Source organism: Bacillus sp. FSL K6-2839 (genome assembly GCF_038003365.1).
Classification (GTDB): domain Bacteria; phylum Bacillota; class Bacilli; order Bacillales; family Bacillaceae; genus Bacillus.
Genome location: NZ_JBBOOZ010000001.1, coordinates 1,474,578 through 1,494,589, shown reverse-complemented (window position 1 = coordinate 1,494,589; position 20,012 = coordinate 1,474,578). Strand labels below are relative to the sequence as shown.

Sequence of the window (20,012 nt, the reverse complement as noted above, 5' to 3'; positions counted from 1 at the left end):
TATAAAACTAACAACATTAGTTTTAGGGGGACACTTGATGAGATTGACAACTTTTGACCGTCTGCACCAGCTCACATTGATGCCGCGATTATTTCCGGTAAATTGTTATGTATTTGAGGAAGAGAATGGGCTCATCTTAATTGATGCTGCTTTAAAAATGGCATCAAAGCCGATCATCGAATTTGCCCGTCAAAAGAACAAACCCATACACAAAATTATTCTCACCCATAGTCATATGGATCATATAGGCGCATTAGATGAAGTGAAAAAAGTTTTTCCAGAGGCAGTCGTCTATTTATCAAAACGCGATGCCCGCCTATTTGAGGGTGACTTATCCTTGCTTCCTGGCGAACCCCAGCAAAAAATCAAAGGCAGTTTTTCGAGAAATATTCACACAAAACCGGATGTGCTTGTCGAAGAAGGAGATGAGATTGGGCCGCTGAAAGTCATTGCGACACCAGGGCACACACCTGGCAGCATTTCCTTATACGATGGAAGGTCAGGAGTTGTGATTGCGGGGGATGCCCTTGTAACAAAAGGCGGCTTATCAGTAACGGGTGAATTTCGCTGGACCTTCCCGTTCCCGGCCTTTGCTACATGGGATGCAGAAACCGCACTCAATAGCGCCGAAAAATTACTGGCACTTCGCTTATCCTGTCTTGCTACAGGACATGGCGATCTCATCATAAAACCTCATGAAAAGCTGCAAGCTGCCGTTCGTAAAAGGCAGCAACAGCTGAAGAAAGGGGAGCAGTAAATCGTGTCTCCAAGAATGGGTATCACGCAAGAAAAAATTATGGATACAGCAGCTGCATTTGTTGATGAAGAGGGGTTTTCTGCATTGACCATTGCTACATTGTCTAAAAGGCTGAACATCAGACCGCCTTCCCTTTATAATCACGTATCCGGTCTTCATGAGATTCAGGCGGCACTCGCAGTAAAAGGGCTGTCCATGCTTTGTGAAGAAGGCATACACGTAACAGAGGGGTTGGATAAAGAAGAAGCTGTTTTAGCCTTCGCCAGGCAGTATGTTGAATTTGTCCGGGAACATCCAGGTCTCTATGAAGCTGCCTTTTTACATATGGATGAGAAAAAAGTAAGAAGCGAGGCAGAGCGCCTTGCTGAATTTGTCCAATCCATCATGTCCCGCTTTGGTGTAAAAGAAGAAGAGATGACACATGTGGTAAGAGGACTAAGAAGCTTATTGCACGGCTTCGGTGATATTTCAAATAAAAAGGGATTTCAACGAAAAGAACAGCTTGAAGACAGTATGAGCTATGCGGTCAGGCTTTATATCTCAGGTGTGTTGCAAAAAGAAGATCTGTCTCATTGACAGGTCTTTTTTTTGCAGTGAATAGATATCTTAAAGAGGCGTCCGTCTTGAACCATTTTTTTGACAGAAAACGAATAAAGATTTGACAGTTTTGTGAAACATGGTATGCTTGTTATGTGAAATAATTCACATAGAGGAGTAGAGGCAGATGAAAAGAAAGCCTGTTTATGTGGAAACAACCATTCATGCACCTATAGAGAAAGTATGGGAATATACGCAAAATCCAAAGCTTCATGAACAGTGGGATTTGCGTTTTTCAACCATTTCATTAAATGAATCCCAAAATGAACAGCCCCAATCCTTTTTGTATGAAAAGCATCTTGGGTTTGGTTTAAGTGTCACAGGGGCAGGAGCGTATCGAACAAGAATAATGGATGAACAGAATGAGCGGGCATCTTCGCTCAAATTTAAATCGTCGCACCCATTGTCTTTTATCAAAGAAGGCAGCGGCTACTGGAAGTATATGAAAACAAGCGATCACATTGTGTTTCAAACTCAATTTGATTACGAAACGAAAGAAGGAAAAGGGTGGACATGGGCAGACCGGATTCTTTTTCGCCCGATGATAGGGGTTATGACGGCCTTTAGTTTTGGCGCATTAAAGACGTGGCTTGAAAAGGGTACGCATCCTCGGTTATTACTAGAGAGAACACTTGCTCATTACGGGATTTGTTTGCTGTTTGCCATCGTCTGGCTATGCCAAGCGGTCATCCCTTTTTCACATTCTGCTTTTGATCATAGCATGGGATTTCGATTGTTTTATGCGCTTTTAGGCGTATCATGGCTGATTCCTAAGCTGTCAAAGAAATATCTCTTCATTCTACAAAGCATTTTTCTGCTGATCATGCTTTGTATAGGGGTCCTATCCCCGCAAACGACCCTTCATGAGCCGCTTGTGATGAGTGCATTTTTCATCTTGTCGATTGCAGGTATGATAAATTTAAAAGATTGTGTAGATGTATTTTCCATCAAACGAAAAAGGGGAGGTAGACATGGTCGTTCATCGTCATCAAGTAAAGGATTACGATAAACTGCATCCAAAACTAAAAGAGAGATACAACCGCGGGTTTTCTGCTGAAGGCACCATGGAGGAAATAGGCGGCGGGTCAAGACTCATTCGATTGATCTTCAGAATTGGTCCATTGTTTCGTTGTTTTTTCCCTGAGAGAGGAAAAGATATTCCTTTCCTAATTGTCAATGAGCCCTTTGTGACAAATAAGGGGGAGGAAGGGATGCACTGGTATCGAACGTTTTATTTCCCAAAGAAGGAGCGGCACTTTGATGCAGATATGATCATTGATCAGAAGAGTCATACAGTCCTAGACTACTTTGGAAAGCCTAGACTTCTTGTGTCAGAGCTTCATTTTACAGTAACAAAGCATGGTTTCTTGCGTATTCAATCCGGCCGGCAGAAGTTTTTGATGTTCGGCAGGGAAAGGCCTCTGCCTTCATGGCTTTATGGTGTGTCAGATGTAACGGAAGGATACGATGAGCATGCAGGTGAATATACCATTGATGTCCACGTGAAAAATCGCCTGTTTGGTACTCTTTTTACATATAAAGGCCGTTTTACAGAAAGGGTGTCTCATAATGAATAAGTGGCATTTGACATCCAGTCTGATCTTTATGTCTTTTTTTATCGCCACCCATTTGATGACAGGTCCGATAGCAGAATTTTTTGTTCTCATGGCGATTCTATTTTTTCTTCCCGCTGCCTTACACTTTTTTGATAAAGAAGGGAAGAAACAAAAGCCAGGGATGCTGATCGGCTTTTTAATGAAAGCCTTTCCACTAGCCGCTCTTTGTGCAACCGCTGCTTTTATCTATCATTCCACCTGGTTTGCATCGGGATGGCTTTTATATACAATCTTATTGGCGTTATTTGGCTTTTCTCGTTTGCTGAAAAGAGGAATCTTTCCGCTTCATGAGCTGATGATCGACGGCGCATGGATGTATATCGCTTTAGGCGGGCTTTGGTTTTGGCTGTACACAACAGATATACAGGTGATGACATTTTCGCCGATCATTGTTCTTTTGACCGCTATTCATTTTCATTACTCGGCTTTTTTTATCCCGCTTTTTTATGGATTATTAGGGAGACAGCGAACAAAGGAGACAGCTTTATACAAAGCGGCGGGCTGGGTGATTTTGCTGTCGCCTGTGATGATTGCTGTTGGGATTAGCTTCTCCCGTCTATTTGATACGTTTAGCGTCATTCTTTATGTGGTTGCCCTCTACATATATGGAATCCTTTGTGTGAAAACAACATTTCGGTCAACTTTCGCAAAAGGTCTTGTTGTGTTTTCTAGCTTTGTTTTAATGGGGACGATCGTGTTATCTCTTCTTTATTCAGCGGGTATGCTTATGCGCGTGACCTACATCAGCATTGATCAGATGATTTGGTTTCATGGCAGTATCAATGCTTTTTTTGTGATTTTGCCAGGTTTAATTGGCTGGGTGATCGAAGGACCGAAGGATCAATTGAAGCAGAAGGATTTTCCGATTTCGAAAGTGCATGGTCGCTTTCATTTGATCTCTTTTCAAGAGGAAAGAGTGCACGATCGAGAGAAGCTCGGTTTAGTCGATTCACTTGATGAATTAAATGGAACGACATTTTCAGCTGATCGGGTTTCACCTGTGATTCGCAGATTTTATGAGAACCCTATGGCTTTTACGTTAAAAGCAGCCGTCAGCTTTCATTGGTGGGTGAGGCCTTTTGTTTTTTTACTTCAGCCAGTGTTTAAGAAAATAGGTCAGCTTTATTTGGGGTCATCTCGTATTCCTTATGAAATGCCGGGAAGTCTTTGTAGATTTCAACACCCTAAGGAAGAAAGAGAGAATGTGCGTGCGTGGATTCGTCACAACGAGAAAGGGGAGCAAGTCTTTTTTGCACTTTATGCTCTTCATCACGATGCAGCTGCGGGTTATATGAATATTGCGCTGCCGCTTCCGTATTCTCAGCTGACCGCCATTTTAAAGCCTTTTAATGAGAAAGAAGACTTTCTATTAAAAAGCACATGTCCAAAAGGCAGTACCGGTGACGAAGGATTGTATTTACATACGCCTTTTATCACCATGAAACTGCCAATGGAAGAAAGCTTTCATATGAAGCCGGAGACAGATCAAAGTCTCACAGCGTTACACCAAATGAAGCTGTTCGGTATTCCTTTTTTAACGATTCATTATCATATTGACAGCGAAAGTCATCATGTTAGTCAATGATGTCACATGGTTCACCGTGCCGAATGATGTTCACAATCGCTTGCCCATCACTCGGATGATGATCTGCATACTGGACTGGCAGCAGTGCAAAAAATACATAGTAGACTGAGAAGTAAGCAAATTGATAGAAAAATTGGTGCTCTGGCAGGAAATCATTGGCGATCATTGTATTCAGTATGAGAACACTGAGCAGGTTGCATAATGAACCGCCTAAGTAGACAAGAATGTGCGAAAATCGGTTATTTTTCCTCATTTCTTCATAGTGGCAAAATGCATCTAGAAAATAGATTCGTCTAATTTCAACGACGCCTACTTTCAACACTTTTTTGCCTCTGCCAAGAGCAAAGGAAACCTTTGCCCCAAACATCCACGCGACCACAATATGGCCAAGCTGATGAAGGATGGCAACGATAGGAAGAATGACGAAAAACGACCAGCAAAACGTCCACATATCCGATAATGTAAACAAGTGTTAACCCTCCCCAATATATTCGGGAGGAAGCAGTAGGATTATTTGCCATTTTACTGAATTCATTTTCAGGATGCAAACATTTAATACACGACTATAAATTTATTATGTAAACTAAAAGGGTGATTTAGCGCTGAATAGGCTTTTTGAACCTCCTTTTTGACGAAATGAATGTGCTACAATGGATAATCAATAGGTTACGTTACCTTTCGTGAAGGGGAGAGAGTCATATGGCAGATATTGAACAGTTCTTGGCGTTAGATATTCGTGTTGGGACGATCATAGAAGCAGAATTATTTGCAGAGGCAAGAGTGCCAGCGTTGAAACTCAAGATTGATTTTGGTGAAGAAATTGGTGTAAAGCAATCTAGTGCTCAGCTGACCAAGCGTTATACAGCGGAGAATCTTACCGGCAAACAAATTGTAGCAGTCGTTAATTTCCCGCCAAGAAGAATTGCAGGGTTCAAATCAGAAGTGCTTGTCTTAGGAGGCATGCCATCAAAAGAAGACGTGGTTTTGCTAGCCACAGATGAACCGGTTGAGAATGGAACAAAAATAGGGTAAGAAAAAAGACATCTTCCTCAGAAGATGTCTTTTGCGTATTGAGGCGGAATAACCACACGCCACATTCGTGTGTGTCTCAAAGAGACATGTTACCCGACTTACACAATTCAGCTCATCGCTTGATTAATATAGCATGGGATGAGCTTGAATGCAACCATTAAATGAATTCTTTCAGATTTTCATGTCATTTTACAAGATGAATGACAAGAAATCGATTATTTGGATTATTTTTTCAAAAAATATTGAAAAGTCAGATCAGATTTTATAAAATGAATTCATCTTAGTTTGTTTGGTCAATAAACTAAGATGGATTTCAAGCATTGATTCCTACATTGAAGGAGATGATTCCGTCATTCAACTGATTTGCTGCTTAAATGGGCTAAGCTGAAAGGATGAGATGTTCAGCTACATTTTTACAACGAATTGAAAGCGCTTTATATTTCCCGCATTGATTGCTGCTGCCCTCGGTCATCTGTTCGTTAGAAGAGGCTAAGTGAAGAAGGGAGAAAGCTCATGGTTAGTGAGAATTTAAAGAAGATTCGTATGTCTGAAAAAGTGGGATATGCTTCAGGGGATTTCGCATGTAATTTGATTTATGCAACTGTCTCTACGTATCTATTATTTTTTTATACAGATGTGTACGGTTTATCAGCGGCAGCAGCAGGGACGATGTTTTTGGTTGTTCGCGCCATCGATGCGCTTGCAGATCCATTTATTGGTGCATTGGTGGACCGGACGAACAGCCGTTTTGGCAGGTTCAGACCTTACTTGTTATTCGGTGCGTTTCCATTCGTCGTACTTGCCATCCTTTGCTTTACAACACCTGATTTTTCCGAAATGGGTAAACTCATTTATGCCTACATCACGTATGTTGGTTTATCGCTTACATACACATTCATCAACGTTCCTTATGGTGCTTTAACTTCCGCAATGACAAGAAATAACCAAGAGGTTGTCAGTATTACGTCCGTTCGTATGGTTTTTGCCAATCTAGGCGGTCTAGTTGTGGCTTTTTTTGTTCCTTTTCTTGCGACCTTTTTAAGTGATACGACAGGAAATACAGCACTCGGCTGGCAGATGACGATGGCTTTTCTCGGCGTTCTTGGCGGTGCATTACTGATTTTCTGTTTTAAAAGCACGAATGAACGTGTCACGCTTCAAAAGCCAGAGGAAAAGATTAAATTCAGTGATATCTTTGTCCAGTTGCGAGTGAATCGTCCGCTTGTTGTATTAAGCATTTTCTTTATTATTATTTTTGGTGTGAACTCGATCAGCAACTCTGTTGGGATCTATTATGTGACGTATAACCTTGGCAGAGAAGATTTAGTGAAATGGTACGGACTCATTGGCAGTCTGCCAGCTTTAATGGTGCTGCCGTTTATTCCTAAGCTGCACAAGCTGTTAGGAAAGAAAAAGCTGCTGAATTATTCTTTATTGCTGAATATCGTAGGTCTTCTTGCATTACTTGTAATACCGCCGAGTCAAATCACTTTAATACTTGTTTTTAGGCTCGTCGCTGCTGCGGGGAGTATTACAGCCGGTGCTTACATGTGGGCACTTATTCCAGAGACTGTTGAATATGGCGAATATAAAACAGGGAAAAGGATGGGCGGGCTCATCTACGCGGTCATTGGGTTCTTCTTTAAATTTGGGATGGCATTAGGCGGGATTGTTCCAGGGCTTGTACTCGATCGATTTGGCTATGTCGCGAACCAAATACAGACACCAGAAGCATTACTAGGCATTTTAATTACGGTAACGGTGATTCCTGTATGCTTACTGATTTTAGCGATGATTGATATTAATTTTTACAACCTAGATGAAGAAAAACACCAAAAAGTTGTAAGGGAGCTTGAGAATAGGGATCAAGTATACATCGATCATATGGATGATTTTAAAATGTAGGTCGTGAAGAGGAGGAAGTTGAATGAAAATTACCAATCCAGTGCTCAAAGGGTTTAACCCGGACCCAAGTATTTGCCGTGTAGGAGAAGATTATTACATGGCGGTCTCTACATTTGAATGGTTTCCAGGGGTGCAAATTTATCATTCGAGGGATTTAGTCCATTGGCGGCTTGCTGCGCGTCCTTTGCAAAAAACGTCGCAGCTGGACATGAAGGGGAATCCTGATTCTGGCGGAGTATGGGCACCGTGCCTAAGCTATGCAGATGGTCAGTTTTGGCTCATTTATTCAGATATCAAAGTAGTGGATGGTCCCTTTAAAGATGGTCATAATTATTTGGTCACGGCAAGTGAAGTGGATGGTGATTGGAGTGAGCCGGTCCGTCTCAATAGCTCTGGCTTTGATCCTTCTTTATTTCATGACCAAAGCGGCAAGAAATACGTCTTAAATATGCTGTGGGATCATAGGGAAAAACACCATTCCTTTGCGGGTATTGCCCTGCAAGAATATAGCGTGACGGAAAAGAAACTCATTGGTCAGCGGAAGGTCATTTTTAAAGGCACGCCGATTAAATTGACAGAAGCGCCGCATCTTTATCACATTGATGATTACTATTATTTATTAACAGCAGAAGGAGGTACCCGGTTCGAGCATGCGGCAACAATTGCCCGTTCCTCGCAGATTGAAGGGCCTTATGAGGTTCATCCTGATAACCCCATTTTAAGTGCTTTTCACGCACCTGAACATCCGCTTCAAAAATGCGGGCATGCTTCCATCGTTCAAACGCATACAAATGAATGGTATTTGGCGCATCTCACTGGCCGCCCTATTCAATCAAGCAAGGAATCGGTTTTTCAACAGAGAGGGTGGTGTCCTTTAGGAAGAGAAACAGCGATTCAAAAGCTCGAATGGAAGGATGGCTGGCCGTATGTTGTGGGCGGAAAAGAGGGGGCGCTGGAGGTTGAAGCGCCAGCGATAAACGAAAAGGTTTTTGCTCCTACACACCATACAGTCGATGAATTTAAAGAATCAACGTTAAATAGACACTTCCAAACATTAAGAATCCCTTTTACTGATCAAATCGGTTCATTAACGGAAAAACCTCAGCATTTAAGGTTATACGGACAGGAATCACTAACATCTAAGTTTACTCAAGCTTTCGTTGCAAGGCGCTGGCAAAGCTTTTATTTTGAAGCAGAGACAGCTGTTTCGTTCTTTCCAGAGAATTTTCAGCAAGCCGCTGGTCTTGTGAATTATTATAATACGGAAAATTGGACAGCGCTTCAGGTGACATATGACGAGGAACTTGGCCGCATTCTTGAACTATCTGTCTGTCAAAACCTTTCCTTTTCTCAGCCGTTGACACAAAAAATCGTCATTCCAGAGGGGGTCACGTATGTGTATTTAAAAGTGACCGTTCAGAAAGAGACATATACCTATTCTTATTCTTTTGATCAAAGAGAATGGAAGGAAATTGATGTGTCATTTGAATCAAGCCATTTATCCGATGACTTCATTCGAGGAGGGGGGTTTTTTACAGGGGCATTTGTCGGCATGCAGTGCCAGGATACAAGCGGCGAGCGTCTTCCTGCTGATTTCAACTATTTCCGTTATGAGGAAACAGATAAATAAAAAAGACAACACGCTAAGAGCTGTCTTTTTTATCTATGAACCTGTCATGGTGAGAGGGTGGCATCTTGCAGGAAAGCTTCAATGACTAAAGATGTCATCCCTAATACCGGTGCGTTGTGTCCTAATGACGAAGGAAGCAGCTCTACATGTGAACTGAATTGCGTATCCATCCTTGAGGATACCTCCTCTTGAATCACACGTAAAACCGTTGGCTGTGCTTCAATCACCTTGTTTCGTAAAATAATCGCTTGCGGGTTAAAGGTATGCAGGACGTTTGTGAGACCGACGCCAAGGTAAAAACCAAAGTTGCGCAGGGCATTGAGCGTTTTCATATCATTTAACGTCGCCAGCTGTTCCAAGTCTTGATGGGAGATGGGTTGATCATTTGTTTGAAGAGACTGAAACAAGGCTTTCTCAGATGCATACAGCTCCCAGCATCCACGGTTTCCGCAGCTGCATGTTGGTCCATTAAAGTCGATGGTCATATGTCCCATTTCACCAGAAAAGCCGTATGCGCCTCTGTATAAATGATGATTGATAATGATCCCGATCCCAATGCCAGTGCCGATGCTGGCATAGATCAAATGATCATAGTGTTTAGCAGCGCCAAAGATTTTTTCACCATATGCACCCGCGTTTGCTTCATTTTCAATGAAGACGGGTACTTGGAAAGCGTCTTGGAGCGTTGTTTTCAGGTCAACATTTTTCCATTTGGAATGAGGCGTAAACACGATTTGTTCATCGGTATCCACTAACCCAGGTATACATAGGCCAATACCTATGAGCCCGTATGGGGAAGAGGGGATTTGTGCCATCAACTGCTGTATTAATTCAATTAAAATGCGTATGGTCACATCAGGAGAGCTTGATGGGAGCTTGATCTGCTCTTCATGAAGAATGGACCCTTCGAGGTCGGTTAAAATGCCGTTGACATAATCAACGCCGACATCAATCCCGATGGAGCAGCCAGCACGTTTATTAAACATCAGTAAAACCGGTCTTCTCCCGCCGCTAGACTCACCTTGACCGATCTCATAGACGAGATGCTCTTTCATTAATGTACTTACTTGAGAGGAAACAGTCGATTTATTTAATCCAGTGCGTTCAGATAATTTTGCTCTGGAAATTGGCGCATGCTGGAGAATTTCTTTTAATAATAGCTTTTGATTTATTTTTTTCACAAAGTTCTGATCAGCAATATCCACGTTATCCACTCCATTTGTTTCGTCTTTAGATTAAGTTGAAAAAAAGCTGTTTTTGTTTGCCTGTATTCTGTAAGAAGGATGATTTTAACTTTATTATAACGAAAATATTTCTAAAAAACTAAAAAATATGGAAAATTCAAAGTGAATTGATCATCAATTGAACATTAGTTTGTTGAATCAACTTACTAAATATATTCATAGGAGGAATAAAAGATGGCCAACTCAAATATGAAAACGTTACACAACTTAGAAGGAATCGGAAAAATACAATATGAAGGAAAACAATCAAAAAATCCACTCGCTTTTAAACACTATGATCCAAACGAAATGATTGGCGGAAAAACAATGAAAGATCATCTGCGCTTCTCAGTCGCTTATTGGCATACATTGACTGCAGATGGAACAGACATGTTTGGAACTGGCACGATGCAGAGAGCCTGGGACTCCTATAGCGGAATGGATTTAGCGAAAGCTAGATTGGAAGTGGCCTTTCAACTTTTTGATCTATTGGATGTTCCGTATTTTTCCTTCCATGACCGTGACATTGCACCGGAGGGGGATACGCTTCAAGAGACCAATCAACAATTAGACATCATTTTAGATAGAATGAAAGAATACATGCGGGATAGCGGAGTAAAGCTGCTCTGGAACACGGCCAATATGTTCAAACATCCTAGATTTGTACACGGCGCAGCGACATCTTGTCATGCAGATGTCTTTGCCTATGCGGCCGCACAGGTGAAAAAAGGCATCGAAACAGCTAAAGAACTCGGCGCTGAAAACTACGTTTTCTGGGGAGGACGAGAAGGATACGATACTCTGCTGAATACAGATATGAAAAGAGAGCTTGACCACATGGCGTCGTTCTTGCATATGGCTGTTGATTATGCAAAGGAAATTGGGTACACTGGCCAATTTTTAATTGAGCCTAAGCCAAAGGAGCCAACCACTCATCAATACGATGCAGATGCAGCGACATCTATCGCCTTTTTAAAGCAATACGGATTAGATTCACATTTTAAATTGAATATCGAGGCCAATCACGCGACGCTTGCCGGTCATACGTTTGAGCATGAATTACGAGTAGCAAGGATACATGGATTGCTCGGTTCTGTGGATGCGAACCAAGGGAATACGCTGCTCGGCTGGGACACTGATGAATTTCCAACAGATTTATATGCCACAACTCTTGCCATGTATGAAATTCTGCAAAATGGCGGACTAGGAACTGGTGGTCTCAATTTTGATGCAAAAGTTAGAAGAGCTTCTTTTGAGCTTGAAGATATTTTGTATGCCCATATTGCGGGTATGGATGCATTCGCAAAAGGACTGCGGGTCGCTCATAGACTCATAGAAGATCGTGTGTTTGAAGATGTGATAAAGCACAGGTATCGCAGTTTTTCTGAAGGGATTGGCCGTGACATTTCAGAAGGAAAGGCAAACTTTCATACATTAGAAGAGTACGCGCTCAAACACCCTTTGATCAGAAACGAATCGGGAAGAGAGGAACAGTTGAAAGCCCGGTTAAATCAATATTTGTTAGAAGATTGATTGAAGGAGCGGACCTGTTTTGAAGGAGTGAAGACATGAAGTATGTGATGGGAATTGATCTTGGAACGAGCGGAGTCAAAGCAATATTAGTAGATGAGAATGGAAAGGTGTGCTGCGAGGCCTCTAAGCCTTACCGCCTCATTCAAGATAAACCTGGATATTGTGAGCAGAACCCAGAGGATTGGGTTGAGCAAACAGTGGCTGCGATGAAAGAACTGATGGCAAGACAGCCTGTTCATTCAAAGAAAGTAGAAGGCATCAGCTTTTCTGGACAGATGCATGGTCTGGTTCTTTTAAATGAATCCCGCAAGGTACTCCGCCCTGCGATTTTATGGAATGATACACGAACGACAGCGCAATGTACACGCATCACAAAAAAGCTGGGGGAACGGCTGCAAAAGATCACGAAAAATCAGGCGCTAGAAGGATTTACACTGCCAAAATTATTATGGGTAAAGGAACATGAACCAGAAATTGATCAACAAATCGACATGTTTTTACTCCCGAAAGATTATGTCAGATTTCGTTTAACAGGGTCTGTTCATATCGATTATTCTGATGCGGCTGGCACATTGCTGTTAGATATTGGAGAGCAAAAGTGGAGTGAAGAAATTTGTCAGGCATTTGATATTCCTCCTCATATTTGTCCGCCGCTTGTCTCATCAGAGGAAGAGGTCGGTACACTATTGCCGCACATTGCACGTGAGGCGGGGATCGAAGAGGGTGCAAAAGTCTTTGCTGGCGGGGCAGACAATGCTTGCGGAGCAATTGGAGCTGGCATTTTATCCTCTGGCCGCACGTTATGCAGCATTGGCACATCTGGCGTCATTCTCTCTTACGAAGAGGATCATGAAAGAGCGCTTCAAGGAAACTTGCATTTGTTTCATCATGCAAAAAAAGACGCTTTTTACACAATGGGTGTCACCCTTTCAGCAGGATATAGCCTTAACTGGGTAAAACACTTACTGGCTCCAGAGGAATCGTTCCAATCGCTTTTAGAGGGTGCGGTTGATGTCGCGCCAGGAGCGAATGGATTGCTCTTTACGCCATATTTAGTCGGGGAGAGAACACCTCATGCGGATTCTACCATTCGTGGAAGCTTGATTGGATTAGACAGCAGACATGAAAGGGCACATGTCGTCAGGGCTGTGCTAGAAGGGATTACCTTCTCGTTAAATGAATCCATCGCTTTATTCAGGCAAGCAGGGAAACACATAGATTCTATTGTCTCCATTGGGGGCGGCGCGAGAAGCCGGACATGGCTTCAAATGCAAGCAGACATTTTTCAGGCTGAGGTCATCCAGTTAGACAATGAACAAGGGCCTGCTTTAGGTGCAGCTATGCTGGCCGCCGTTGGCTGCGGATGGTATCCGTCGCTTGAGGCATGTGCAGATCAGTTTATTCATCAAGCTGCTGTCTATGAGCCAGAGCAGCAGCATGCAAGTATATATGCTGATCTATTTCATCTGTATCAAAAGATCTATACACAAACAAGAGACATCCATGCCGGGTTAGAACAATACCGTTCTGTCTAGCAAGAAAGGTTACATGAAAGGAGGTGATGGGCTCGTTTCATCTTAGAGAAGGCAGAATAATATGATGAAAAAAGGAGAGGGATGAAAAATGAATTTGAAAAGATTGAGGCTGTTGTTTGTGATGTGTATTGGATTTGTGCTGATACTGACTGCTGTACCAGCTCATGCGGAAACGATTTATGATAATAGAATAGGCACACACAGCGGATACGATTTTGAATTATGGAAGGATTACGGAAATACCTCAATGACACTCAATAATGGCGGAGCATTTAGCGCACAATGGAACAATATTGGAAATGCTTTGTTTCGAAAAGGGAAGAAGTTTGATTCCACTAAAACTCATCATCAACTTGGCAACATCTCCATCAATTACAACGCAGCCTTTAACCCAGGCGGGAATTCCTACTTATGTGTCTATGGCTGGACACAATCTCCATTAGCTGAATACTACATTGTTGAGTCATGGGGCACATATCGCCCAACAGGAACGTATAAAGGATCATTTTATGCCGATGGAGGCACATATGACATTTATGAAACGCTACGTGTCAACCAGCCTTCTATTATTGGGGACGCTACCTTTAAGCAATATTGGAGTGTACGTCAAACAAAACGTACGAGCGGAACTGTATCCGTCAGTGAGCATTTCAGAAAATGGGAAAGCCTAGGTATGCCAATGGGGAAAATGTATGAAACAGCATTAACTGTAGAAGGCTACCGAAGCAACGGAAGTGCAAATGTGATGACCAACCAGCTGATTATTCGATAAAATCAAATGAAAAAAAGCCAGCAGTTTTTTGCTGGCTTTTCTTCTGTCTATGATAATTTTTCAACTTCCACTCTGCCAGAAAAGAACGTCGCGCCGCCGCCCATATCTGCCAAGCGATCTGGTGTTAATCCATTGACTAGATGTTTTTTGCCTTTTTGATCTGCCCATAATCCTTGACTGACCACAACACCAGATAATACATTTTGACCGACTGATACGACCAGCTCACATTCTCCTCGATCATTCAGCACACGCACCATGTCACCATCTTCAATCTGTCTTGCCTTTGCATCTTGTTCATTCATATGAAGCTTAGGAAACTTCTCAAGCTTTTGATGCTTTTCATGAAGTGAGAAGGTCGAGTTAAGAAAATTATGATTCGGACCTGGTATAAAGGTAAGCGGATATTCACTTTCCTGATAAAGGGGCATATAGGTTGGTAGTGCTGGATAGCCGTCTTTTTTCATTTGTTCAGAATAAAGCTCAATTTTCCCGCTTGGAGTAGAGAGCTTTAAGTCTTGGAAAGGTCCTCGTTTTGCTTTGATCCATTTCTTTTCTTTTAATGCTTCGTACGAAATGTCCTCATAATGCGGATTTTCCGGATGATGAAGGGCTTGTTCCATGAGCTCCGCATCTGTCTCGCGGAAGGCTTCATCTTCAAAGCCCATCGCATGGGCTAACAGGCGGAACACTTCCGTATTGGATTTACTTTCTCCATAGCGTTCAATCACCGGCTCTTGAATTTGAATATAATGATGCCAGTATGATGTATAGAAATCCTCATTTTCAAAAGCGGATGTTGCCGGCAGGACAATGTCTGCATACGCAGCTGTCTCTGTCAGAAATAGGTCATGAACCACTGTAAATAAGTCCTCTCTCAGCAAACCTTCTCTTACTTTATTTGCTTCAGGTGTTACAACGGCTGGGTTGCACGAGTAGACAAAGAGTGAATCAATGGAAGGAGATGCATTCGTCAGCACACTGCCTAGCTGATTCATATTAAATGATCTTGGCGTGCGTTCCTTTAATAGATCCGGCCGCTGAAGAGCGGTTTCATTATAGCTGAGAAAAGAAGAGTTTGATTTCATCGCACCGCCGCCCTTGTAGAGCCATTGACCAGTCAGGGCAGGGAGGCAGGAAATGGTTCGAATACTCATCCCGCCATTATCATGGTGCTGCAAACCATTGCCAATGCGAATGAGAGATGGCGATGTCTCTGCGTACATTCTCGCAAGTGTAAGGATGTCCTCTTTAGAAACCCCAGTGATACCCTCAACGGTGTCTGGATCATACTGCTTCACATGCTCGCGCAGCTCTTTATGACCGGTTGTATATTCCTCTAAAAAGGCTTCATCTGTCAGTCCTTCTTTAAAAAGGACATGCATGATGCCAAGGGCAAGTGCGCTGTCAGTACCAGGTCGAAGCGGAATAAACCAATCTGCCATCCGTCCGGTTTGGTTCTTGTGAACATCAATCACGACAATCTTTGCTCCTTGCTTTCGCGCTTTTTGTGCGAGGGTGATTTGGTGCATATTGGTCGACACAGCATTGATGCCCCAAAAGATAAATAGTTTCGTATGAATGGTGTCTTCTGGGTCTGTCCCGATGCTTGCACCCATTGTATATTTATAGCCAGTCGTTCCTGCTGACTGACAGATGGTCCGGTCTAACTGACTTGAACCAAGACGATAGAAAAAGCGGCGGTCCATGCCTTCTGCATTCAGATTGCCCATGTTCCCATAAAAGCTGTAAGGCAGAATACTTTCTGGACCTTTTTCTTCAATCAGCTTTGTCCATTTTTGACGAATGGTTTCAATGGCTTCTTCCCACGTAATCGGTGCAAATTGACCATCGCCTTTGCGTCCAACACGTTTCAAAGGAGTGGTCAGTCGTTTTTCATCATATAAACGGGCTGTGACATTCCGCACCTTGTTGCATATGTTGCCTTGGGTAACTGGGTGGTCTGGATCTCCCTGCACTTTTACGATCTTTCCATTTTCTTTATGTATCAAAAGACCGCACTGATCCGGGCAATCTAACGAACAAACTGATTTGAATATTCCGTCTTTCATTGCTGTATAATCGGTCATGAATTTTTGGCTCCCTTTCTGCATTCCGTTATCACTTTGTATGGACTTTATTTTAGCATGTTCGGAGATGGAAGGTAAGAAAGAGATGATGAATTGAAGAAAATGAAAAAGTCCCTCAAAAGGGACTTTTAAAAACGGGTGACCTGTACAGGAAATTCTTTTACCCCAAAAACAAATGTACTTTGAATGGGTTTTAGCTGATCTGCCGCACAGGTGATGTCTTGAAACGTCTGGAGTAAAACCTCAAGGGCAATGTTGCTCTCAAGGCGGGCAAGCGGTGCACCGAGACAAAAATGAATGCCAAAGCCAAAGCTCATATGCGGATTTGATTTCCGGTCAAGGCGGAACGTATCTGGATCGTCAAATTTCTGTTCATCGCGATTTGCAGAAGCGACCCAGCTAATGAGATAGTCACCTTTTTCAATTTTTGAGCCTGCAATCTCCACATCCTCGGCCGCGATTCGCCCAATGGCTTGAACAGGTGGGTAATAGCGTAACGTTTCCTCGGTCAATTGAGAAATAAGAGAGGGGTCCTGCCGTACTGCTTCGGCGATATGCGGCTGCTCTGTAAGCAGTCGTACTGCATTTGTAATTAAATTGGTCGTTGTCTCATTACCAGCAACAAGTAATAGAATACAAAAGCCAAGCAGTTCATTCTCGGTTAAACGCTCACCATCGATTTCCGCTTGAATGAGAAGTGAGATCAGGTCATCAGCAGGGGAGTCTTTTCGTTTTTGGATTAAGTGAGCAAAATAAGCGGACAGCTCTTCCTCTGCGCGTTTCTGCATATCGACAACTGCCTGAATGGCTTCTTTTGATTCATCCTTAGCACCTGCCACTAGGGCATCAGAATGTTTCTTAATCAGTTCTCTATCTTTTACCTCTGCACCGAGAAGCTCAGCAATAATCATCACAGGCAGGGGAGCTGCTAGATCTTGCACGATATCAAACGTACGTTGATCCTTGACTTGTTGCAGCAGGTCATGTGTCAGGTCTTTAATCTTACCTTCTAATTGCTTGATCGCTTTTGGCGTGAATGCTTTATTCACGAGTGCTCTCATCTTTGTATGTTTTGGAGGGTCCATTGTTAAAATACTCGTTTTCGAGGTGCTTCTTCCTCGCTGTGATGAGAACACTTTCGGCTGCTTGAGAACAGACTGGATATCCGCATATCGAAAGAGATCCCAGCACTTTCTTGTCTCATCATATCTCATATCACTCTGCGCACGTAGCTCATTGTAAATAGGGAATGGGAAAAGAAGGTCATCGGTAGAACGGATTTCTTTCATTGGAATGACATTGACATAGTTTTCTTTCACTTTCATTATGAACGCTCCTTTTTCACTTGGTTTCTCTTTCACCGTATCACCAGTAAAATGTCATTTCAACGGACATGTTTTCTAAAATATGTCAATAGTCTAATCGGAAGATTCAAGCACATTCATCGTATAGGAAAATAGAAAGTCATTAAAAATGAGCGCTTTCTAAAAAATAGAATTGAAGTCACCGAATCAAAAATAAAATGAGGAATTCAGTCGAAAGAAAGGGTACTATGATGCGAATACGAATAGTTCTTTTGGTCTAAATTGTTGTTTCGTAAAAGCGCAGTCAGCATACATATAGCAAGCGGTTCGCTATACAATCGGGACTTTTGAAAAGCACTAGCTCTTTCTTGACACGATTTCTCATCATGTTACGATAACTAACGTGTGAAAAACACGAACAAAAAGCGAACAAGGGAGAGGATCCATATCATTGATCAAAAGAAAGTTGCTTTCATTGGAGCAGGTTCTATGGCGGAAGGAATGATTGCAGGGATTGTGCGATCAGGACAGATGCCGCTAGGCCAAATTTACGCAACAAACAGACAAAATCAACATCGATTGAATGAACTAACGAAACGATACGGAATACAAACAGCCACAATGGATTCTTTTCCTTTTGAAGAAATGGATATGTTGATCCTGGCCATGAAGCCAAAGGATGCTGAAACAGCACTTGAATCGTTAAAACCTCATATTCAGAGAGACCAGCTGATCATGTCTGTCCTTGCAGGCGTTAAGCAATCATATATTGAAGATATGCTGCATGAAGGGCAGCCTGTTATGAGGGTGATGCCCAATACGTCAAGTACGATCGGGGCTTCAGCGACCGCTTTATGTGCTGGACGTTATGTGAAAGACGACCATATCAGCATGAGTCAGGCTCTTTTATCTGAAATGGGCGAAGTCTATACCATTCAGGAAGAGCAAATGGATATTTTCACTGGAATTGCCGGAAGCGGCCCAGCCTATTTTTATTTCTTAATGGAGAGAATCGAAGAAGCGGGAGTAGAAGCAGGTTTATCTAAGGAATTGTCTCGTCAAATTGGTACGCAGACACTTCTCGGTGCTGCGAAAATGCTGCAAGAAACAGAGGAAGACCCTTCTACTCTAAGAGAGAAAATTACGTCACCAAATGGAACAACGGCTGCTGGATTGAATGCATTAGATGATTTTGGCGGTGGAGAAGCGATCAAGCAGGCCGTCAAACATGCTGCTAATCGATCAAAAGAGATCAGCAATCAGCAAAAACAAAAAGTATCTATATAAATAGAACTCAGGTACAGGAGTGATAAGGTGTACGCAGATAAAGAGAGAAAACGAATTGTTGTGAAAATCGGAAGCAGCTCTCTTACTAGCTTTCAAGGGGAGATTAGTTTAAAAAAACTAGAAAACCTCGTCAATCAAATTGTGAAACTCAAAGATGCAGGACACGAAGTCATTTTGGTTTCATCTGGTGCGGTTGCAGCTGGTTACCGAAAACTAGGATTTATCGATAGACCCAAAACACTGCCGGAAAAACAGGCATCTGCCTCAATTGGGCAAGGCCTTTTAATGGAATCATATTCTACTTTATTTTTATCACACGGTTATATTGCCTCACAGCTTTTAATCACAAGAAGTGATTTTTCAGATGAAACGCGCTATCAAAATGTGCGCAACACGATGAATGTGTTATTAGACCGAGGCATCATCCCAATTATTAATGAAAATGACACAGTGACGATCAATCGGCTGAAGTTCGGAGATAACGATACATTGTCTGCAAAAGTAGCTGGATTGATTGATGCGGATTTCCTTGCCATTTTATCTGATATTGATGGCTTGTATGAAGATAACCCGCATACAAACCCAAATGCGAAGAGAATTCTTGAAGTCACAGACATCACAGAAGACATCGAAGCAGCGGCTGGAGATGCAGGCAGCAGTGTGGGTACAGGCGGAATGAAATCAAAGCTCGATGCGTTTAAAATTTCCATGGCCGCTGGCATCAATGGCTTTTTAGGAAAAGCGGATACGCCTCACATTTTAGATAAAGCGATCAATGGGACAGAGGACGGCACTTATTTTACGGCTGATGAAAATTTAGCTCCGCTGAATTACAAGAAGCAGTGGATTGCCTTTCATTCTGGACCAAAAGGCGAGATCGTTGTTCAAAAAAAATCACAGGAGCACCTCATGCACCGCGAGAAAAGCCTTGATTCCGATGGCATTGTCAATGTAAAGGGTTCGTTTAAAAAAGGCGATGTCGTCCGTATTTTAGATCAAGATGGAAGAGAAATAGGGCTTGGTATTGTGAATTATCCATCTGATGAACTTGCACTGAGCAGTGACTCGTTACAGGATGAAGTGGTTCATGTCGTCGATCTTGAAGCGTTTGTTTGTCATTTAGATTTATCGATACCAGTTTGCTAA

Annotated in this window: 17 protein-coding genes; 13 read left to right on the top strand and 4 right to left on the bottom strand. The window is 42.5% G+C overall.

Going from position 1 to position 20,012, the window contains the following annotated elements; translation table 11 throughout:
* The first annotated feature begins 37 nt into the window (after positions 1-37).
* The 5 genes from MHH26_RS07205 (at position 38) to MHH26_RS07185 (ending at position 4,555) form a co-directional block, all read left to right on the top strand.
* The gene (locus MHH26_RS07205; protein ID WP_340972866.1) at positions 38-757 is read left to right on the top strand and encodes an MBL fold metallo-hydrolase; all 720 of its coding nucleotides are present in this window, start codon (positions 38-40) and stop codon (positions 755-757) included.
* Positions 758-760: 3 nt separating this feature from the next.
* Positions 761-1,333, top strand: coding sequence for a TetR/AcrR family transcriptional regulator (locus tag MHH26_RS07200; protein ID WP_340972865.1), 573 nt, complete (start codon positions 761-763; stop codon positions 1,331-1,333).
* A gap of 148 nt (positions 1,334-1,481) precedes the next feature.
* Positions 1,482-2,363: a hypothetical protein gene (locus tag MHH26_RS07195; protein WP_340972864.1), complete on the top strand. Its 882-nt coding sequence runs from the start codon at positions 1,482-1,484 to the stop codon at positions 2,361-2,363.
* Complete coding sequence (locus tag MHH26_RS07190; RefSeq protein ID WP_334749387.1) at positions 2,326-2,931, top strand: DUF4166 domain-containing protein; 606 nt, start codon at positions 2,326-2,328, stop codon at positions 2,929-2,931. The genes MHH26_RS07195 and MHH26_RS07190 overlap by 38 nt, the downstream gene beginning before the upstream one ends.
* Entirely contained in the window at positions 2,924-4,555 is a 1,632-nt protein-coding gene (locus MHH26_RS07185) for a YndJ family protein (protein WP_340972863.1), read from the top strand. Before MHH26_RS07190 ends, MHH26_RS07185 begins: the two co-directional genes overlap by 8 nt.
* Here the strand turns inward: MHH26_RS07185 and MHH26_RS07180 are convergent.
* On the bottom strand, positions 4,545-5,024 hold the full coding sequence (locus tag MHH26_RS07180) for a site-2 protease family protein (protein WP_034660901.1): 480 nt from the start codon (positions 5,022-5,024) through the stop codon (positions 4,545-4,547). The two genes, MHH26_RS07185 and MHH26_RS07180, sit on opposite strands and share 11 nt — an antisense overlap.
* 230 nt (positions 5,025-5,254) lie before the next feature.
* Here MHH26_RS07180 and csaA point away from each other — a divergent pair, with 230 nt between their 5' ends.
* The 3 genes from csaA to MHH26_RS07165 all read left to right on the top strand — a co-directional run bounded on the left by csaA (position 5,255) and on the right by MHH26_RS07165 (position 9,122).
* Complete coding sequence (csaA, locus tag MHH26_RS07175; protein WP_060596531.1) at positions 5,255-5,587, top strand: chaperone CsaA; 333 nt, start codon at positions 5,255-5,257, stop codon at positions 5,585-5,587.
* Positions 5,588-6,100: 513 nt separating this feature from the next.
* Complete coding sequence (locus MHH26_RS07170; RefSeq protein ID WP_307499758.1) at positions 6,101-7,492, top strand: MFS transporter; 1,392 nt, start codon at positions 6,101-6,103, stop codon at positions 7,490-7,492.
* Positions 7,493-7,514: 22 nt separating this feature from the next.
* Positions 7,515-9,122: a glycoside hydrolase family 43 protein gene (locus tag MHH26_RS07165; RefSeq protein WP_307499756.1), complete on the top strand. Its 1,608-nt coding sequence runs from the start codon at positions 7,515-7,517 to the stop codon at positions 9,120-9,122.
* A gap of 44 nt (positions 9,123-9,166) precedes the next feature.
* Here the strand turns inward: MHH26_RS07165 and xylR are convergent, their stop codons facing one another.
* Positions 9,167-10,327, bottom strand: a complete 1,161-nt coding sequence (gene xylR / locus MHH26_RS07160; protein WP_034660898.1) for a transcriptional repressor XylR — start codon at positions 10,325-10,327, stop codon at positions 9,167-9,169.
* Positions 10,328-10,540: 213 nt separating this feature from the next.
* Here xylR and xylA point away from each other — a divergent pair, with 213 nt between their 5' ends.
* The 3 genes from xylA (at position 10,541) to MHH26_RS07145 (ending at position 14,185) form a co-directional block, all read left to right on the top strand.
* The gene (xylA, locus tag MHH26_RS07155) at positions 10,541-11,878 is read left to right on the top strand and encodes a xylose isomerase (protein WP_060596530.1); all 1,338 of its coding nucleotides are present in this window, start codon (positions 10,541-10,543) and stop codon (positions 11,876-11,878) included.
* A 35-nt stretch (positions 11,879-11,913) separates the two neighbouring features.
* Positions 11,914-13,413 (top strand): xylulokinase, encoded by a 1,500-nt coding sequence (gene xylB, locus MHH26_RS07150; RefSeq protein ID WP_334749385.1) that lies wholly within the window; start codon positions 11,914-11,916, stop codon positions 13,411-13,413.
* A gap of 88 nt (positions 13,414-13,501) precedes the next feature.
* On the top strand, positions 13,502-14,185 hold the full coding sequence (locus MHH26_RS07145; RefSeq protein WP_334749383.1) for a glycoside hydrolase family 11 protein: 684 nt from the start codon (positions 13,502-13,504) through the stop codon (positions 14,183-14,185).
* 47 nt (positions 14,186-14,232) lie between these two features.
* On the opposite strand, the gene MHH26_RS07140 is transcribed toward MHH26_RS07145, so the two are convergent.
* Positions 14,233-16,275 (bottom strand): molybdopterin oxidoreductase family protein, encoded by a 2,043-nt coding sequence (locus MHH26_RS07140; protein ID WP_307499754.1) that lies wholly within the window; start codon positions 16,273-16,275, stop codon positions 14,233-14,235.
* A 128-nt stretch (positions 16,276-16,403) separates the two neighbouring features.
* Positions 16,404-17,600: a cytochrome P450 gene (locus MHH26_RS07135; protein WP_307499753.1), complete on the bottom strand. Its 1,197-nt coding sequence runs from the start codon at positions 17,598-17,600 to the stop codon at positions 16,404-16,406.
* Between the two features lie 468 nt (positions 17,601-18,068).
* Here MHH26_RS07135 and proC point away from each other — a divergent pair, with 468 nt between their 5' ends.
* Together proC and proB are read left to right on the top strand one after the other, a co-directional pair.
* Positions 18,069-18,866 (top strand): pyrroline-5-carboxylate reductase, encoded by a 798-nt coding sequence (gene proC, locus MHH26_RS07130; RefSeq protein WP_427847064.1) that lies wholly within the window; start codon positions 18,069-18,071, stop codon positions 18,864-18,866.
* A 27-nt stretch (positions 18,867-18,893) separates the two neighbouring features.
* Positions 18,894-20,012 (top strand): glutamate 5-kinase, encoded by a 1,119-nt coding sequence (proB, locus tag MHH26_RS07125; protein ID WP_307499752.1) that lies wholly within the window; start codon positions 18,894-18,896, stop codon positions 20,010-20,012.

What these genes read in the sequence shown, in the direction of transcription:
- xylB (WP_334749385.1), top strand. Translation starts at nt 11,914, where the DNA reads ATGAAGTATGTGATGGGAATTGATCTTGGAACGAGCGGAGTCAAAGCA.
- MHH26_RS07145 (WP_334749383.1), top strand. Translation starts at nt 13,502, where the DNA reads ATGAATTTGAAAAGATTGAGGCTGTTGTTTGTGATGTGTATTGGATTT.
- MHH26_RS07140 (WP_307499754.1), bottom strand. Translation starts at nt 16,275, where the DNA reads ATGACCGATTATACAGCAATGAAAGACGGAATATTCAAATCAGTTTGT.
- MHH26_RS07185 (WP_340972863.1), top strand. Translation starts at nt 2,924, where the DNA reads ATGAATAAGTGGCATTTGACATCCAGTCTGATCTTTATGTCTTTTTTT.
- MHH26_RS07205 (WP_340972866.1), top strand. Translation starts at nt 38, where the DNA reads ATGAGATTGACAACTTTTGACCGTCTGCACCAGCTCACATTGATGCCG.
- MHH26_RS07195 (WP_340972864.1), top strand. Translation starts at nt 1,482, where the DNA reads ATGAAAAGAAAGCCTGTTTATGTGGAAACAACCATTCATGCACCTATA.
- csaA (WP_060596531.1), top strand. Translation starts at nt 5,255, where the DNA reads ATGGCAGATATTGAACAGTTCTTGGCGTTAGATATTCGTGTTGGGACG.
- MHH26_RS07190 (WP_334749387.1), top strand. Translation starts at nt 2,326, where the DNA reads ATGGTCGTTCATCGTCATCAAGTAAAGGATTACGATAAACTGCATCCA.
- xylA (WP_060596530.1), top strand. Translation starts at nt 10,541, where the DNA reads ATGGCCAACTCAAATATGAAAACGTTACACAACTTAGAAGGAATCGGA.
- MHH26_RS07135 (WP_307499753.1), bottom strand. Translation starts at nt 17,600, where the DNA reads ATGAAAGTGAAAGAAAACTATGTCAATGTCATTCCAATGAAAGAAATC.
- proC (WP_427847064.1), top strand. Translation starts at nt 18,069, where the DNA reads ATGGCGGAAGGAATGATTGCAGGGATTGTGCGATCAGGACAGATGCCG.
- MHH26_RS07170 (WP_307499758.1), top strand. Translation starts at nt 6,101, where the DNA reads ATGGTTAGTGAGAATTTAAAGAAGATTCGTATGTCTGAAAAAGTGGGA.
- MHH26_RS07165 (WP_307499756.1), top strand. Translation starts at nt 7,515, where the DNA reads ATGAAAATTACCAATCCAGTGCTCAAAGGGTTTAACCCGGACCCAAGT.